This is a genomic window from Paenibacillus camerounensis (assembly GCF_000723885.1).
In the GTDB taxonomy this organism is placed as follows: domain Bacteria; phylum Bacillota; class Bacilli; order Paenibacillales; family Paenibacillaceae; genus Paenibacillus_AQ; species Paenibacillus_AQ camerounensis.
Map to the genome: position 1 here is coordinate 26458 of NZ_CCDG010000021.1, position 16650 is coordinate 43107.

Annotated in this window: 13 protein-coding genes; 8 read left to right on the top strand and 5 right to left on the bottom strand. The window is 52.3% G+C overall.

The window, feature by feature from the left end; translation table 11 throughout:
* Positions 1–7: 7 nt before the first annotated feature.
* From BN3772_RS08050 to BN3772_RS08065, 4 genes are all read left to right on the top strand, one after another.
* Positions 8–982 (top strand): S66 peptidase family protein, encoded by a 975-nt coding sequence (locus BN3772_RS08050; protein ID WP_042198554.1) that lies wholly within the window; start codon positions 8–10, stop codon positions 980–982.
* A gap of 192 nt (positions 983–1174) precedes the next feature.
* Complete coding sequence (thyA, locus tag BN3772_RS08055) at positions 1175–1969, top strand: thymidylate synthase (protein ID WP_042198555.1); 795 nt, start codon at positions 1175–1177, stop codon at positions 1967–1969.
* 43 nt (positions 1970–2012) lie between these two features.
* Positions 2013–2504 (top strand): dihydrofolate reductase, encoded by a 492-nt coding sequence (locus BN3772_RS08060; protein ID WP_042198556.1) that lies wholly within the window; start codon positions 2013–2015, stop codon positions 2502–2504.
* Between the two features lie 233 nt (positions 2505–2737).
* Positions 2738–4225: a glutamate synthase subunit beta gene (locus tag BN3772_RS08065; protein WP_042177287.1), complete on the top strand. Its 1488-nt coding sequence runs from the start codon at positions 2738–2740 to the stop codon at positions 4223–4225.
* A gap of 139 nt (positions 4226–4364) precedes the next feature.
* Here BN3772_RS08065 and BN3772_RS08070 read toward each other — a convergent pair whose 3' ends face one another.
* Positions 4365–6365 carry a methyl-accepting chemotaxis protein gene (locus tag BN3772_RS08070; protein WP_042198557.1) on the bottom strand — a complete coding sequence of 667 codons (2001 nt, stop codon included), beginning with the start codon at positions 6363–6365 and terminating at the stop codon, positions 4365–4367.
* Positions 6366–6938: 573 nt separating this feature from the next.
* On the opposite strand from BN3772_RS08070, the gene BN3772_RS08075 reads away from it, so the two are divergent.
* On the top strand, positions 6939–8654 hold the full coding sequence (locus BN3772_RS08075) for a proline--tRNA ligase (RefSeq protein ID WP_042198559.1): 1716 nt from the start codon (positions 6939–6941) through the stop codon (positions 8652–8654).
* Positions 8655–8784: 130 nt separating this feature from the next.
* Here BN3772_RS08075 and BN3772_RS08080 read toward each other — a convergent pair whose 3' ends face one another.
* Positions 8785–9336 (bottom strand): GNAT family N-acetyltransferase, encoded by a 552-nt coding sequence (locus tag BN3772_RS08080; protein WP_042198561.1) that lies wholly within the window; start codon positions 9334–9336, stop codon positions 8785–8787.
* Positions 9337–9504: 168 nt separating this feature from the next.
* Between BN3772_RS08080 and BN3772_RS08085 the strand changes: the two genes are divergently transcribed.
* Complete coding sequence (locus BN3772_RS08085) at positions 9505–11802, top strand: type IA DNA topoisomerase (protein ID WP_042198563.1); 2298 nt, start codon at positions 9505–9507, stop codon at positions 11800–11802.
* A 107-nt stretch (positions 11803–11909) separates the two neighbouring features.
* Here the strand turns inward: BN3772_RS08085 and BN3772_RS08090 are convergent, their stop codons facing one another.
* The 3 genes from BN3772_RS08090 to BN3772_RS08100 form a co-directional block, all read right to left on the bottom strand.
* The gene (locus BN3772_RS08090; RefSeq protein WP_042198565.1) at positions 11910–12671 is read right to left on the bottom strand and encodes a DsbA family protein; all 762 of its coding nucleotides are present in this window, start codon (positions 12669–12671) and stop codon (positions 11910–11912) included.
* A 100-nt stretch (positions 12672–12771) separates the two neighbouring features.
* Positions 12772–13524, bottom strand: coding sequence for an HAD family hydrolase (locus BN3772_RS08095; protein ID WP_042198567.1), 753 nt, complete (start codon positions 13522–13524; stop codon positions 12772–12774).
* Between the two features lie 55 nt (positions 13525–13579).
* Positions 13580–14503 (bottom strand): ArsR/SmtB family transcription factor, encoded by a 924-nt coding sequence (locus tag BN3772_RS08100; RefSeq protein ID WP_042198569.1) that lies wholly within the window; start codon positions 14501–14503, stop codon positions 13580–13582.
* A 144-nt stretch (positions 14504–14647) separates the two neighbouring features.
* Here BN3772_RS08100 and BN3772_RS08105 point away from each other — a divergent pair, with 144 nt between their 5' ends.
* A complete protein-coding gene (locus tag BN3772_RS08105) occupies positions 14648–15823 on the top strand; it encodes an MFS transporter (RefSeq protein ID WP_042198571.1) in 1176 nt (391 codons plus the stop codon).
* Positions 15824–15913: 90 nt separating this feature from the next.
* On the top strand, positions 15914–16639 hold the full coding sequence (locus tag BN3772_RS08110) for a phosphonate ABC transporter ATP-binding protein (RefSeq protein WP_042177278.1): 726 nt from the start codon (positions 15914–15916) through the stop codon (positions 16637–16639).
* Positions 16640–16650 lie beyond the last annotated feature (11 nt).

A 16650-nucleotide genomic window follows, 5' to 3' on the forward strand; every position in this document is an offset into this window, starting at 1 on the left:
CATCCCAATGAAAGCACCTAAACTGCAGGCCGGCGACGAAATCCGTATCATCTCCCCGTCTAATAGTCTCGGCATCATTGCACCGGAACAAATTGAGGCTTCTCTCAGGCTGCTGGAGGGCTACGGCTTTAAGGTAACTTTTGCAGAGCACGCTTATGAAATGGATCATTTCTCCTCGTCTTCAGTCCGCTCCAGGGTAGAGGATATTCATGAGGCTTTCCGTGATCCTGCGGTCAAAGGCATACTAACCACGCTGGGAGGGTATAACTGCAACCAGCTGCTGCGGGAGCTTGATTACAAGCTGATTGCAGACCATCCCAAGCGTCTCTGCGGCTTCTCCGATATTACTGCGCTTAGCGGTGCCATTTACCGGAAGACCGGACTGATTACCTATTCAGGTCCCCACTTCTCCACCTTCGCCATGCGCCGCGGCAATGAATATACGGTCCGGCATTTTATCCGGATGATGATGGAGGATGAACCTGTCCTGGTGCAGCCTTCGGCATATTGGAGTGATGATGCGTGGTTTCTGGATCAGGAGAACAGGTGCTTTGAGCCGAGTGAAGGGCCATATACGATCTGTTCCGGTCCAGCAGAGGGCATCATCATCGGCGGCAATCTGTGTACGCTGAACCTGCTGCAGGGCACGGAATACATGCCAAGCCTGAAGGACGCCATTCTGTTTGTGGAGGATGATTTTGAATCGGGGCCGGAGGTCTTTGACCGTGATCTTCAGTCTCTGATTCATCAGCCGGGCTTTGAGCAGGTTAGAGGGCTCGTCATCGGCAGATTTCAGCGGGCATCCGGAGTAACAAAGGACATGCTGATTACAATCATTCAGAGCAAAAAGGAGCTGCTGCATCTTCCGGTCGCCGCTGACGTGAACTTCGGCCACACCTCACCGATATTTACTTTTCCTGTTGGAGGCCAGGCTAAGCTGACAGCAGCTGCGGACACTGTAGATTTGCTGATTTGGGAATAACAGCAGAGCGAATGTATGCGGGGTGAACAACAATACAGCCGGACTTCCCACTATTTTCGTACAAAGGAAATCACTGTGCGCAGAAGGATAGTGAACGACAGGAAATTGCATTTTCTGCGCTGAAGTAAGTTACAAGGGTGGTCAGGTCATGGTAAACTGGGAGAAGAAAAAAAGGGGAGATGAGTTTAACTTTTGCGCAACTACTTAGACTTACTTCAGGATGTACTGGATCACGGCACGGCAAAAAGCGACCGTACAGGAACAGGCACCATATCCGTGTTCGGGCGTCAGCTCCGTTTCAATCTGTCCGAGGGCTTTCCGCTGGTTACGACCAAGCGCATTCATCTGAAATCCGTTGTTCATGAGCTCCTGTGGTTTTTGAAGGGAGATACCAATATCTCTTATCTGAAAGAAAACGGTGTGTCGATCTGGGATGAATGGGCAGATGAGAACGGTGAACTGGGACCGGTCTACGGCTCACAGTGGCGTGCCTGGGAGAGCAGTGACGGCCGGCATATTGATCAGATCGCTGCGGTTATTGGTTCCATTAAGAACAACCCGGATTCCCGCCGTCATATTGTAAGCGCGTGGAATGTAGGAGAGATAGAGCAGATGAAGCTTCCGCCCTGCCACTTTGTGTTCCAATTCTATGTGGCTGACGGCAAGCTGAGCTGTATGCTGACTATGCGTTCAGTGGATACATTTCTCGGCCTGCCTTTTAACATTGCAAGCTATGCTTTACTTACCCATATGGTTGCCCAGCAGACGGGCTATGAGGTAGGAGACTTCATCTGGTCCGGAGGCGATGTGCACATTTATACAAATCATCTGGAGCAGGTGGCCACCCAGCTGTCCAGAGAACCGCATCCGCTGCCTAAGCTGAACATCCTCAGAAAGCCGGAGAGTATTTTTGATTATACATTTGAAGACTTTGAGTTTGAAGGGTATGTATATCACCCGGGGATTAAAGCACCGGTTGCCATTTAATCTTTCCGGGACATGATGATTCTTGGAAAAGGAGGGCATAAATATGAGTATCACTATGATTTGGGCGATGGCGGAGAATGATGTGATCGGCAAAGATAATGATATGCCTTGGCATCTGCCGCTGGATTTTGCCTATTTTAAAGAACAGACGCTGGGCAAAAGAATGCTGATGGGCCGCAAAACCTGGGAATCGCTCGGCAGCAAGCCGCTCAAGGGCAGAACGAGCATCGTGATAACAAGGGATACCAGCTTTGCCCCTGAGGGGGCAGAAGTGATTCATTCACTGGAGGAAGCAGTCGCTGAAGGGCGCAAGGACGATGAGCTGATGATTATCGGCGGAGCTGAAATCTACGGGATGATGCTTCCCTATGCGGATAAGCTGCTAGTGACCCGGATTCATGAGCAATTTGCCGGTGAGACGAAATTTCCGGTGGTCGGCTGGGAAGACTGGGAAGAGATCTCATGCGTACAGGGAATTCGTAATGAGCAGAACCCGTATGATTACCGTTTTTACGTCTACGAACGTACGCTTTAACGAAAAAGCGTTTTCTCTGACACAACATGTGAAATAGTACAAATAATCAGCAGATTAATCCATTACAGTGCGAAAGTATTGAATGCTACTATAGTTAAAATTAGAATTGCTAAACTTAAAAATAGTATAGAATGTGCAGGTACTTCATTGCGCTGAATCGACACGAATCTGCCGCAGTATGCTACAATGTACTATACATCAACACGAAGAGAACGGATGGGGGAAACGTAAATATGTCTACACCTACTGGATTTATGGAGTATAAGCGGCAGCTCCCAGGTGACCGGGATCCTGAGCAGCGCATTAAAGACTGGGAAGAATTTCACCATCACCTTACCGAGGATGAGCTCCGCACACAGGGTGCGCGCTGCATGGACTGCGGAACCCCCTATTGCCATACCGGCATTGATATGACCGGCGGCACATCTGGCTGCCCGGTGCACAACCTGATTCCCGAGTGGAACAATCTGGTCTACCGCGGGCTGTGGAAGGAAGCGCTGGAGCGCCTGCACAAGACGAACAATTTCCCTGAATTTACAGGCAGCATCTGTCCTGCACCCTGCGAAGGCTCCTGTACCGTCGGTCTGATCGGCCAGCCGGTTACGATCAAGACCATCGAGCTTGCTATCGTTGATAAAGGCTTTGAGGAAGGCTGGGTTGTCCCTAATCCGCCTGAGAAGCGTACCGGTAAAAGAGTGGCTGTTGTCGGCTCCGGGCCTGCCGGACTTGCCGCTGCAGCGCAGCTGAACAAAGCCGGACATACAGTAACTGTATTTGAACGCAGTGACCGCGTCGGCGGTTTGTTGACATATGGCATTCCAACAATGAAGCTGGATAAGCGTGTCGTTCAGCGCCGGGTGGATCTGCTGGCCGCTGAAGGCATCACCTTTGTTGTGAACACCGAGATCGGCAAAGATATCCCTACACAGCAGCTCGTTGATGAGTATGATGCTGTAGTCCTGTGCGGGGGGGCAACCAAAGCACGCCGGTTCAATGTTGAGGGCAGCGAGCTTAACGGTGTAATGTACGCAATGGATTACCTGACCGGAACAATCAAGAGCTACCTGAACTCAAATCTGGAGGACGGTAACTACGTCTCAGCCGCAGGTAAAGATGTTGTCGTACTGGGCGGCGGGGATACCGGCTCCGACTGTGTAGCAACCTCCCTGCGCCACGGCTGCAAGAGCATTACCCAGTTCGGCACGCATGACAAAGCGCCGCTTGAGCGTGATCCGATTGCCAATCCTTGGCCGCAGTTCCCGAATGTGTATACCCTTGACTATGCACAGCAGGAAGCCAAAGCTATCTTTGGTGACGATCCGCGTGAATTCTCCATTATGACAACCAAGTTTGTCGGTGATGAAGAGGGCAACCTGAAGGAGCTGCACACGGTGCAAATCCGCCGTATGGTGGACGAAACCGGCCGCAAGATTTACCAGCCAGTACCGGGAACTGAAGCAGTCTATCCGGCTCAGCTTGCGCTGATCGCGATTGGCTTCGACGGACCTGAGCAGGATATCATTCAGGAGCTGAACCTCGATACGGACCGCCGCAGCAACGTTAAGGCCCGCTACGGCAAATTCAATACAAACGTTGATAAAGTCTTCGCTGCAGGCGATATGCGCCGCGGACAGAGCCTGGTAGTCTGGGCGATCAATGAAGGCCGCGCAGCTGCCCGCGAGGTTGATAAATATCTGATGGGTTCCACCGTTCTCGTCTAGCCTGTCATGCACGAAGTATATAATCCGTCCTTCCGGCATTCGCTGGTGGGGCGGTTTTTGTTTTTGCCGCATAAAAAGGATGCCATCACTTAGTGTGAGGCATCCTTTTACAACTTCAGCCTTCGTCCGGGCGAAAGGCTTAGTCTTCCAGCTTGAAGCGTTCGATTTTAACCTGCAGGGCTGAAGCCATCTTGGACAGCTCGCCTGAGGAGGCCATTATCTCATCCATTGATGCAAGCTGCTCCTCTGTAGCTGCCGTCACACTCTGGAATGCATCTGAGGTATTGCGGGCAATATTGGAGATCTCGACCACCGAAGCGGCGACCTCTTCAGCTCCGGCTGACATCTGCTCCGTAACGGCGGAGATATCATGAATCTGGCCGTTGATTTTGGCGGCAGACTGTTCAATATTCGCAAATGCCGCTTTTGCTTCTTCTGTAACCTGAATTCCCAGATCCACATCAGCCGATACCCGGGTATGGATAGTCTCATAGGTCTGATCAATAAGGACGGTCATCTGTTCAATGGTATCTTGGATATTACCGGCCGTTGTTTTAGACTGGTCAGCGAGCTTCCGCACTTCAGTTGCCACTACGGCGAAGCCGCGGCCATGCTCTCCGGCGCGGGCAGCCTCAATCCCGGCATTCAGCGACAGCAGATTGGTCTGCGCGGCAATATTCGAAATCGCACTGCTCATTGCGGATACCTGTGAATTCAGGCCGTTCAACTGGCCGATCAGCTCTGATGACAGGTGGGTGGACTCACGGATTGCATCCATCTGCCGGCTGACCTGATTAATCTTCTCGCTGCCGCTGTGGACATCAGCTTCCGTATCTGCCGAGGAGCTGACGATGGAAGATGCTGCTTCGGCAATTTTTTGAATGCCGGAGGACATTTCCTCCATCGCGCGCGACGTCTCAACCATGGCCGCGGACTGTGTCTCGGCTCCGGCGGATGAATCTTCGACCATCCGGGCCACATAAGCTGTAGCTGTAGCATTCTCTTCAGTTGTGGCGGTCAGCTGCTGGCTGGATGCGGCTAATAGTCCGGAGGTTTCGGAGATATCAGTGACAATGTTGCGCAGTGATTCTACCATAAGGTTATAATTTTTGGCCAGATCACCGAGCTCATCGGCACGGTCTACGGTAATCTGTTCATTCAAGTATCCTTCGCTGACGCGCCGGGCAGAACGGTTGAGCCTGATGATAGGACGTGAAATGGCTCTGACCACGAAGTACATCAGAAAGAGTGCGACTACCAGTGCACAGCCCAGGACGATTAACCCGTTAAATAATACAGGGAGTGAAGCGTCAGAAAATTCTTTGGTTTTGATGACACCTACCACAGTGAAGCCTGTTTCAGGATCAGTCATATAATAGCCGCTCATATCAAGCCCGTCATCAGGATTGGTGTAAGCCAGTTGTCCCTGGCCGCCGGCCAGCAGCTCAGCGACGTAAGGTGCGATGTCCTCACCGGCTTTTTTTAGCGGATGGGATACAAATTTATTATTCCGGTCTACAACATAGTAATAGCCTTCTTTGCCAAGCTTATTTTTACTGATCCGGTCGCTTAATGCCTTCAGATTAAAGGTAGTGGCAATGGCACCCTTGCCGTCCTGGAGTGTTTTGGAGATGAACAGGGTATAGTTGCCGGTTGTCATGGATATTGTCGGGTCGGTAAGGGTAACTTTACCGGGATTGCCAAGTGCTGCGGTGTACCAGTCGCGGGTCCGGGGATCATAATCCTGCGGGCCCGGGTCCGGTGCTTTCATCCAGGCTCCGCTCTCGTTGCCGGCTACAAAGAGTTCAAGCTCTGGATGCTCTTTTATAAATAATTCTATAAGCGTACGTGTAGCAGAGGTTTTGTTATCCAGATTGGCAGAGGTCAGCTGCTGGCTGAGCTGTGAGACATTCTGTTTGGCTGCAGCAACTGATTCGCTAATGCCTTCTGCCAGCAGGTCTACGCTAGTGTGCATGGATTCCTGCATTCTGAACTCCAGCTGCTTACTGGAGCTGGTGTAAGAAAAGTAGCTTACCAGCACAACTGGAATAACCAGCATTACGGTAAAAAGCAACAGCATTTTTCTCTGCAGTGAACGGGATGTGAGATTGTAAACAGCATTTTTGATTTTTGTGAACATGGCTATGACTCCCCCTTGGATGCATATGCATAGAGGCTTGACCAGCAGGCAGCTTCCTCTTGAAATGCTCTATTGATTATTTCGGTTTATTTTCAAAAAAAATTCATATGTCAGAGCGTTTACAGGAAACATTTAATTTACAGACCGTATGAAAGGTGTAAGCGTATACAAGGAGAGGGGTGAAACGTTATAAATTATGGCTGTTTGATGACGGGCTTGACGCAATTTGTTGCTTAGTATACATTTAATAACAATTCAATAACGCAGCAGCATTGACCAAGGATCTGCATTCCTGAATATCGCTAGAACAGAGAGAGGATTCACCGGCTGAAAGGTCCTCCGAACCGCGACGGGAGTACACCCTGCCTTGAAAGCTGCAGTAATGAAGGTTAACCTTTATTTACTGCCGGCTCCGGCCGTTATCCGGATAGAGGATTTCCCGGTTTTTTTGCGGGAGTCGAAACAGGGTGGTAACACGACGCATTCGTCCCTGGCGAATGCGTCTTTTTTGTGTTTTAGCAGATTTCCGCGATGATCAATGTTGTCGCAACCTATCAGAGGAGATGATTCTTAATGCGTCAAAGCCAACTATTACTTACCACACTGCGAGATGCACCGGCGGAAGCGGAAACGGCCAGCCACAGGCTGCTGCTGCGTGCCGGATATATCAGGATGCTCGCTTCAGGAATATACAGCTATTTGCCGCTGGGCCGCAAGGTACTGCGTAAGATCGAGCATATTATCCGTGAGGAAATGGATGGTGCCGGAGCCCAGGAGGTCCAGCTTCCGTCTTTGCTGCCTGCCGAGCTCTGGAAAGAGTCCGGCCGCTTTGAGCCTTACGGTAAAGACCTGATGACCATGCTGGACCGCCATGACCGCCAATTTGTACTCGGGCCTACTCATGAGGAGGCTATAACCGCGCTGGTCCGGGGAGAAATAAGCTCTTACCGGAAGCTGCCGGTTACGCTGTACCAGGTTCAGACCAAGTTTCGTGATGAGCTCCGTCCGCGTTCAGGTCTCCTGCGGGGAAGAGAGTTCCTGATGAAGGATGCTTATTCCTTTGATGCAGACTGGGCGGGTCTTGATGATGCTTACAGCCGTATATTCAAAGCATATGAGCGCATCTTTACCCGCTGCGGGCTGAATTTCAAGTCTGTACAGGCGAATGCAGGGGCAATGGGCGGTGAAGGCGGAAATCATGAGTTTATGGCTTTAGCGGAAATAGGTGAAGATACGCTTGCCGTGTGCACCAGCTGTGATTATGCTGCTAATCTGGAAGAAGCTGAGGGTGGTACAGCAGGGATTCTTACCGGTTCGGACCAGGCAGATCAGCCTGCAGCAGAAAGATTTCATACACCGGGAATACGGACCATCGGCCAGCTCGAGCAGGAGCTGCAGATCGCACCGCACCGTATTATCAAGACGCTGGTTTACAGCGGCGGCGGCAGCCTATTTGCCGTGCTGGTCCGCGGTGACCATGAGGTGAATGAGCTCAAGCTGGCTGCTGCCGCGGGCCTTGACGAAATAAGCCTTGCTGATTATGATGCGGTTCAGGAAGGAGCAGGTGTAGAAAGCGGTTATGTCGGACCTGTCGGCCTGAAGCTGCGGCTGATTATTGACAAGGCGGTTGCAGCGATGAATAGCGGAGTTACCGGAGCCGGGGAAAAGGATTACCACCTTAGGCATGTTGTGCCTGGGCGTGATTTCGAACTGAAGCATATAGCGGATATAAGAAATGCTTCCGAGGGTGAGACTTGTCCAAAATGCGGAACGGGCGTATACAAGTTTCATAAAGGAATTGAAATCGGCCATGTCTTCAAGCTGGGCACCCGTTACAGCGGGAAGCTCGGTGCCGTCTATCTGGATGCTTCCGGCAGCAGCAAGCCGATAATTATGGGCTGCTACGGTATCGGCGTCTCACGCCTGATGGCTGCAATAGCTGAACAGAGCCATGATGAGGAAGGTCTGCTCTGGCCGTCTGCACTGGCACCCTACCAGGTGCATATTCTGCAGCTGTCCGCCAGGGATCAGGAGCAGTCTCTGCTTGCTGAAGCGTTATACGGGGAGCTAGGCAGGCTGGGTATTGAAGCCTTGCTGGATGACCGGGACGAACGCGCCGGAGTGAAGTTCAAGGACGCCGGGCTGATCGGCATTCCGGTTGTGCTGGTAGTCGGCAAAGCTGCTGGTGAAGGGAAGGTAGAGTTCTGGGACCGGAGAAGCGGTACGAAAGAGGTTGTCGGCAGCGCAGAGGCTGTATCGCGGGTGCAGGGTAAATTGAACAATACTTGATCCACGTAATGGATAAGCTGGTACCTTCGTTATGTCCTTCTGTATCAATAAGCGGCCCCCCGCTAATCAGCATCAGCCGATGAGCGGGGAGCTGCTTATCAGCATTACTTGGAGGGATCGGTCAGCATGCTCATGCAGGGTTATATCTCGCCATCATATATGTACTGTAATATTTTCCGTCTGACAAAATGCGGTCCTGCTTCAGCAGTCCTTCAATTTCAAAACCAAGGCTTTTATACAGCCGGACGGCAGGTTCATTCATTTCCAGAACACCGCTTAGAATCATTTTGGTAATACCGTTAGCGTCAGCCCAATCTATAGAAGCTTTCAGCAGATTTCTCCCTATGCCGAATCCCCAGTATTCCTTAAGGACACCAACTCCGAATTCTGCCTTATGCAAAAACCGCCTCAGATCATATCCTGCACACCTCGAATAGCCGATAATCTGCCCGTTCATTTCTGCTGCCAGACATATATTATGCGGATGATTCGTATCCTTCTCAATGATAGCTTTGAATCCTTCCTCATCAATATAATCTTCACCGGGAATCCGGTCCATATGCTCTGTTTCACCGTCAACCTGCAGTCGTAAGGCAGACAGCTTCTTTGCATCCCCGGGGATTGCAGAGCGGATTGTATAGTGAAGACCCTTTACCTGAAATTCTTGCCGGTTAATAATCATAGTACGTTCCCTTCTTCCTGTTTTTGAGCTCTTTCTCCACTATAATCCAAAGGCTTCTCTCTATTCAATGATCATACAAGATTAATAGCAGGTAATTATTTTGGCAAAATGGTATAATAAAAAATCTGGATGCATTTTGGAACAATGAAGGGTAAGGAGCGATTTTTTTTGAAAACACTCATTATTGCGGAAAAACCGGACATGGGGCGGAATATCGCCGCCGCAATAGAACCGAAGGCCAAAAATCACCGTTCCTATCTGGAAGGGGATCAATACATCATTACTTGGGCAATCGGGCATCTTATCGGGCTTGCAGAGCCGGATGCTTATGATGTCAAATACAAAAAGTGGAATATTAACGACCTGCCGATCATCCCTGATTCATTCAAGCTGGTTCCGAATGCCCGTACCATTGACCAGCTGAAGGTAATTGGCGAGCTGGCAAAACGCAGCAATCTGCTCGTCAATTCCTGTGACGCCGGGCGGGAGGGGCAGCATATTTTCTCACTGATCCAGCGGCATCTAAAGCTAAACCAGCCTGTAAAGCGGCTGTGGATATCAGACCTGACGCCGGAGACGATCCGCAAAGGCTTTCAGGAGCTGAAGGACGGCTCGGAATATGAGAATCTGACCAAAGCGGCCCGGGCACGAAGCGAGGCGGACTGGCTGATCGGGATGAACGGCTCCCGCGCTTTTACTACGAAGCATAATGTACTGCTGTCAGTTGGACGGGTGCAGACGCCTGTCCTGGCGCTGATCTATGACCGGCAAAAAACGATTGAGGCGTTTTCGTCGCTGAAGTTTTTTGAGGTGGAGGGTCATTTTGCCCAGAATGAGGTTGTCTATAAAGGCATGTGGCAGGGGGACCGCCTGACCGACAAGGAGAAGGCTGACGCGCTGGCCCTTAAGGTTAAGGGAAAACCCGGCCGGATCGCCTCCTATGAGGTTAAGGATACGAAGGAGTATCCGAACAAGCTGTATGATCTGACGCTGCTGCAGCGTGAGGCGAACGGGAAATACGCTTTCTCGGCCAAAAAAACACTGGATATCGCCCAGGCGCTCTACGAGAAGCATAAGGTTATATCTTATCCGCGGACGAACTCCAACTACGTTACCGAGCAGAACATCCCGGAGATGCATAAGACGCTGAATGCGCTGCAGGGCACCTCCTACGATGAGCTGGTCAAGGGTGCGAACCGCAGCCTGGTCCATAAAGGCAATAAATTTGTCTGCAATCCGTCAAAGGTAGAGGATCACCATGCGATCCTGCCGACGAACCGCAAGGCATCGGGGCTGAGTGCAGATGAAGCCAAGCTGTACGATCTGATTGTGCGCCGTTTCCTGTCGCAGTTCTATCCGCCCGCCGAGTATAAGGTGCATACCGTTCTAACGGAGGTGGAGGGCGAGACCTTTAAGACTACGGTCAAGGAACTGCTGAGTCTGGGCTGGAAGGTGATCTATGCCGACCAGAAGAAGGATAAGGCTAAGCCGGCCAAAGGAAAAGGCAAGGACGAGGAGGAGGAAGAGGAGATTGAGGTGAATGAGCCGTTCTCCGTCTCCCCTGCGGATGAAGTGCTGTGCAGCGATGCGGTGGTCAAAGAGAAGGATACGCAGCCGCCCAAGCATTACACCGAAGGCACCCTGCTCAAAGCAATGGAAAGCGCGGGCAAGCAGATTGAGGACGAGGAGCTGCGCGATGTCATGAAGGACTCCGGGCTCGGTACACCGGCTACCCGTGCAGCAACCATCGAGCGGCTGAAAAACGTCGGTTATGTGGAAATGCAGGGCAAAAAAATCGCGATTACCCAGAAGGGGCGGACAGCGATCGAGTTGATCCGCGGAGCGGGCATCGAGCTGCTGACCTCACCGGAGATGACCGGGCAATGGGAGCGGCGGCTTAATGAGATTGCCCGGGGCACGGCGGCGGACGGGCAGTTCATGGAGAACGTCAAGCGCTTCGCTTCCATGATTGTCGACAAGGTTAAAGTCCAGTCCCGGGCGGCCAAAACCTCCTTTGAAGGCGAAACGCCTTCTATCCGGGCCGGCTCCAAAAGCCGGAGCAGCGGGGCAGCGTCCAAGGTAGCTGCGGACAAGCCGGCCGCTGCACGCAAGCGCAGCAGTGCCGGAGACGGTGGAGGCGGCGCCAAGCCAGCCGCTGCAAGAACAGCCAAGCCTGCAGAGCAGGGGAGCGGCGGACCGAAGATTATCGGCAGCTGTCCGCGCCCCGGCTGCGGCGGCACCATCTTCATGGGCCGCAAGGGCTACGGCTGCTCCCATTACAAAGAGGGCTGCAAGTTCGTGATTTGGAAGGAAACGCACGGGCGGACACTGACGGACACCCAGGTTAAGGCGCTGATCGAGAAGGGGAAGACCGGTAAGCTCAAGCTGGCTGACGAGGACGGAGCGCCGCTTGAAGGCAAGCTGATACTGGCGAATGCAGATACCGGGCAGCTCAGTGTAGAATAATCCTGCCCTTCCAGGGTCGACGGGAAGACAAGCCCCAAAAAAGAGGATGCAGCCATGCCGCAGTAGATCCGGCACGTTGCATCCTCTTCTTTTACAGGAACAAACCGTTATTTCGCTGCCTCAGCCAGACTGCTCTCGATCGCAGCCGTCAGTCCCTCATAGGAGGAATCCGGCAGAAGGACACCGTTCACCATGAACTTGGGTGTGCCGTTAACTCCGTATGCCCCGGCGATTTTGAAATCCTCTTTAACGTCGAACATGTGGGTGTGGTTCTTCACATCCTGCTCGAACAAGGCGTAATCGATGCCTTCAATGTTCTCTTTGACGAAGTTAAGGATAAATTTCTGGGTGGCCCAGATGGTGCTCTCATCGCCCTGATTGGCGTACAGCTTATGAACATATTCCCAGAACTTCTCGTTGCTCTGCTTATAGATCGCTTCCCCGGCACTGGCTGCCAGGTAGGAGTCACGGTCAATAAAAGCGAAGTTCATGAAATAGAGCTCAGCCTTTCCGGTATCAACATAGTCTTTGATGAAGGTATCCAGATTAGCCTCGGTCCATTTCTTGCAGGCAGGGCATTTGAAATCGGCGAACTCAATGACCTTGACCTTGGCCTCAGGATTGCCCAGACGCGGCTGCTTCTCATATTTCAGGCCGTCAACCACAATCGTACCCTTCACATCCGTATAGTTAGGCAGACCTTCGAGCACATCTGCCTCTTTGGAGTTGCCGTCCGTGATAACGTAGATAAGTACGATTGCCAGAATAACTGCGATGATTCCCAGCAGCATGGGCAGCAGACGGGAGCCGGATTTGTTCCGGGCAGACTGCTTGTTCGGTGTGCGGTTAGGACTTGCTTGCTTGTTCATTCCTACCTCCTGAATGAGTTTGAAAAAATCTACTCAAACAGTATAAATGTTACCTGTGCAGTATGCCTATGGCATTTGTAACAGGAGGCCGGTCTTATTGTCAGCCGTGACTTTGGAGCTTGGAAGCGGTGCGGATCACCGGCGGAACCTCACTGATCGAGGAAATGGTCATGACCGACTGCTGCAGCTCGCGCTGAAGCTCAATCAGGTTATACAGCCATTCATTCTGCTGCTTCAGATAGATGCTGTTAATGCCGGCAGTCAAGGCCGGAAGCACGTCAGTACGCAGGGAATTGCCGATCATCCAGGTGCGCTGGCGTTCAAACGGATGGGCGACCAGGATATTTTCAAGGGATTCAATATTTTTATGCTGGCGGATAAAGATCCGGTCGTCGAAATAGACATCGAGCTTCATCTGCTCAATTTTGCGCTGCTGAATGGTATCATCCCCGCCGGTATACAGGTACAGGTCGTGCCCGTCATGCTTCAGTGCATCGAGGGTCTCCACCATGCCGGGATAGGCTTCTACCTCCTGATCATACACACTGAGTCCGAGCTTCATCAGCTGCTGCTCATGGTAGGAATCCATAGGTCGGTTATATTTGGCGCAGAAAAAGCGGTAGGTGGCGATCAGCGATTTGGGGAAATTGTCGCTGGCCAGGCCGCTGGTGCTGACCGTTTCAACATCTATTTCTACCTGTTTGGTGCGGAATTCGCCGGTGGTCGGGCCGTATTCCCCGAACCAGCCGGACATGAGCTCGAAATACTGCCCCAAAATGAGGTCAAAATATTTGTTGCAATGCACCAGGGTGTCGTCCAGATCAAAAATAACTTGTTGCGGCAAATATTTCATAACGCTCACTCCTAAACCTGTATGTTATTCAGCAATCACTGCTTGTGTACAGCTATTATAAACGAATATAGGACTCCAGGAACATCTGCAGATCGGAAGCGCCGTCCGGACGGACACTGTAACGCTCATTGCCTTCACCTTCACTGCCCAGATGAACGCGCAGCAATCCGGCAACACGCAGCATCAGCAGATGGTGCATCATAGTATCGCTGGTCTGGCCCAGTACAGATTGAAGCTCCCATAAGGTCTTGGGCTCATGTGCGGCATAACGCAGCAGCCTCAGCCGGGTAGGATCGGACAGCGCTTTGGCTAAGCGGAGCAGAACGGTCGGCGGTTCATCCTCGTTATCTGAAGGAACATCTACCGGGTACTGGATAATCATTAATGTATTATAGAAGCAATACATATTAATCGGCCGGTTATGAATCGTAGGAATGAGCACCACGGTCTGCAGATCAGGTATATCCTCGATGACGACACCGCCTGAGGCATACTCAATCAGCGCTGCCGGGCCCATTTTGCTCTCCAGCATTTTTTTCTCGGAAGCATCCTCAATCAGAAGCGGCAGGAGCTTCTGCTCGGTATGGCGGAAATACTGCTCGTACCACAGCCGCAGAAGCGGCGGATAGTCCTGCTTGATCCGTGCACATTCTTCTATGGTGAAATCCGGGAACAACGGCGCTGTCTGCTCAAAGCACTCTTCCAGTGACTGTGATTCCAGTTCTGAGAGGAACTGCAATACCTTCGAAGCCGGACGGCGCCGGTAAGCCCACACATACAGGACATCATAATCGGTAAACGGCCATTCGGCTGCCTGCCTAAGCATAGATACCTGCTGCGGAGGAATGCGGCCGTCAATATCACGTATCCAGTCCGGACCCATATCCAGGTTGGAGATCCATTTGCGCGTTACATATAACATAAAGCTGTCGATCAGTTCATAGACAGGCGAGACATCAATTTTGAGTTCATAAGTCATGAAGCTTGCACCCCCAGGAAATCGGTCACTTCTATATATTATCTCTTGTTTAGAAGAGGGTTGTCCACTATAATGTTCCATGTTTGCCCTAAAGGGCAGGTTTTATCCGCTATTACCTGATAACCGTTCAAGGAGGATTCATCTGTGTCAGACCGGCTTTTAGCTACACGTTCAAACAGTAAGCTTAACTATTTCATTCTTATTACCGTTATCATTGCTGCCGGCCTGAGCCAGGGGCTGCTGCTGCCGGTGCTGTCTATCCTGCTGGAGCAAAAGGGGGTTTCCTCCTCGCTCAACGGACTGAACGCCGCAGCACTCTATGTCGGATCGTTTGCTATGACCCTTGTTGCTGAGCGGGTCCTTGGTGCTATCGGCTTCAAAAAGCTCATTGCTGCCGGCTTAAGCCTGGTCCTCGTTACGCTGCTGCTGTTCCCGCTGGTGCCGGGTGTCACCGCCTGGTTCGTACTGCGGCTGCTGGTCGGCATCGGTGATGCAGCCATTAATTATGCAGCTCAGCTATGGGTACTCCTTATGGCACCGGCAGAGCACCGGGGGCGTAACCTTTCGCTGTACGGAATGTCCTACGGCCTGGGATTCAGCCTGGGTCCGGCCGGAATCAGCCTGCTCCGCTTCGGCGAGGCGGCACCGTTTCTGATTCTGGCCGGATTATTCCTGCTGGCTCTGCTACTCGTGTTGTTCAAGCTCCCCAATTCCCGCCCGGACAAGGTAGAGCAGAACGAAGGTCAAGCCCGCCGGTTCGGCCGCAGCTACAGCCTGGCCTGGTATGCGCTCATTCCGGCGCTGCTGTACGGGTATATGGAGGCGAGCCTGAACAGTAACTTCCCGGTTTACGGCCTGCGCTCAGGCTTCACCACTGACCAGATTGCCGCGCTCCTGCCGTTTGCAGGCATCGGCGGCCTGCTGCTCCAGCTGCCGCTCGGGCTGTGGAGCGACCGTCACGGACGCAAAAAAATCCTGATCTTTGCCGGAACCTCCGGCGGGTTAGCCTTTATGCTGCTGCCGCTTGCCGGCAACCATTTCATGCTGACACTGTTCGTGCTGCTGGTGGCGGGGGGCCTTGTAGGCTCGTTCTTTTCACTGGGCTTAAGCTATGCAGCGGATATTCTGCCGCGTAATCTGCTGCCCGCGGCGAATGTTGTTTCTTCTTTTCATTTTAGTATCGGCAGTATCATCGGTCCCGGCGTCGGAGGCCTGCTGCTGGAGTACGGCTGGGGCAGCGGTGTATTCGCGCTGCTGGGCGGCTTGTATATATTGTTTGGCTTAACCGGGCTGATATTCTCGCCAAGACAGCTGAATTGAGTTAAGATAGGAACGGATGTACGCATGGCAATTGGTCCCGTTTTCAGAGTACACTATAGAGTAGAGACCAAGACAGGGAGAGGCTGAACTATGATTACAGTTGAACATCTAGCCAAAGCAGTCGGAGAAGATAAGCTGCCGGTTCTGCAGGATATCGGTTTTCAATTAGAGCCGGGGGAGCTCGTAGTGCTGGTGGGAGCCAGCGGAAGCGGTAAGTCCACGCTGCTGCGCTGTCTGGCGCTGCGTGAGAAATGGGATAGAGGGAATTTCCGGGTAGACGGAACAGATATCATGAAAAGTCCGCTGGCCGGCAGACGCAAAATCCGCCGGGAATGGGCGTATCTGGAGCAGAATGCCGAGCTTAATCCGAACCGGACTGCACTGAAGAATGTACTGATCGGACAGTCCTCGCAGACGCCGCTATGGCGGATGGTGACGGGAATGGTCCGTCAGGATGATTATATGGGAGCAATGGACGAGCTGGATACGCTTGGCCTGCTGGACAAAGCTAAGCTAAAAACAAACCAGCTCAGCGGTGGAGAGCGGCAGCGTGTTGCCATTGCGCGGGCGCTTGTGCATGGTGCGAAGGTTATCCTGGCCGATGAGCCGGTAACCGGGCTAGACCCGCGGACAGCAGAGGGCGTTCTGGAGACACTGCGCAGGCTCTGCAAAGAAACGGGGCTGATCGTAATTACCGTACTTCCGCTGGAGCTGGCAGAACGTTATGCAACCAGGCTGTGGGTACTCGAGAACGGCAGAATCAAGCATGATGTGCGGGGACGCCGCCTGACCTCCCAGGAGCGCATTAATCTGTAGCTGAGATGAGC

What these genes read in the sequence shown, in the direction of transcription:
- BN3772_RS08080 (WP_042198561.1), bottom strand. Translation starts at nt 9,336, where the DNA reads ATGATTATTAACCGGCAAGAATTTCAGGTAAAGGGTCTTCACTATACA.
- BN3772_RS08065 (WP_042177287.1), top strand. Translation starts at nt 2,738, where the DNA reads ATGTCTACACCTACTGGATTTATGGAGTATAAGCGGCAGCTCCCAGGT.
- BN3772_RS08070 (WP_042198557.1), bottom strand. Translation starts at nt 6,365, where the DNA reads ATGTTCACAAAAATCAAAAATGCTGTTTACAATCTCACATCCCGTTCA.
- BN3772_RS08060 (WP_042198556.1), top strand. Translation starts at nt 2,013, where the DNA reads ATGAGTATCACTATGATTTGGGCGATGGCGGAGAATGATGTGATCGGC.
- BN3772_RS08090 (WP_042198565.1), bottom strand. Translation starts at nt 12,671, where the DNA reads ATGAACAAGCAAGCAAGTCCTAACCGCACACCGAACAAGCAGTCTGCC.
- BN3772_RS08050 (WP_042198554.1), top strand. Translation starts at nt 8, where the DNA reads ATGAAAGCACCTAAACTGCAGGCCGGCGACGAAATCCGTATCATCTCC.
- BN3772_RS08075 (WP_042198559.1), top strand. Translation starts at nt 6,939, where the DNA reads ATGCGTCAAAGCCAACTATTACTTACCACACTGCGAGATGCACCGGCG.
- BN3772_RS08110 (WP_042177278.1), top strand. Translation starts at nt 15,914, where the DNA reads ATGATTACAGTTGAACATCTAGCCAAAGCAGTCGGAGAAGATAAGCTG.
- BN3772_RS08095 (WP_042198567.1), bottom strand. Translation starts at nt 13,524, where the DNA reads ATGAAATATTTGCCGCAACAAGTTATTTTTGATCTGGACGACACCCTG.
- BN3772_RS08100 (WP_042198569.1), bottom strand. Translation starts at nt 14,503, where the DNA reads ATGACTTATGAACTCAAAATTGATGTCTCGCCTGTCTATGAACTGATC.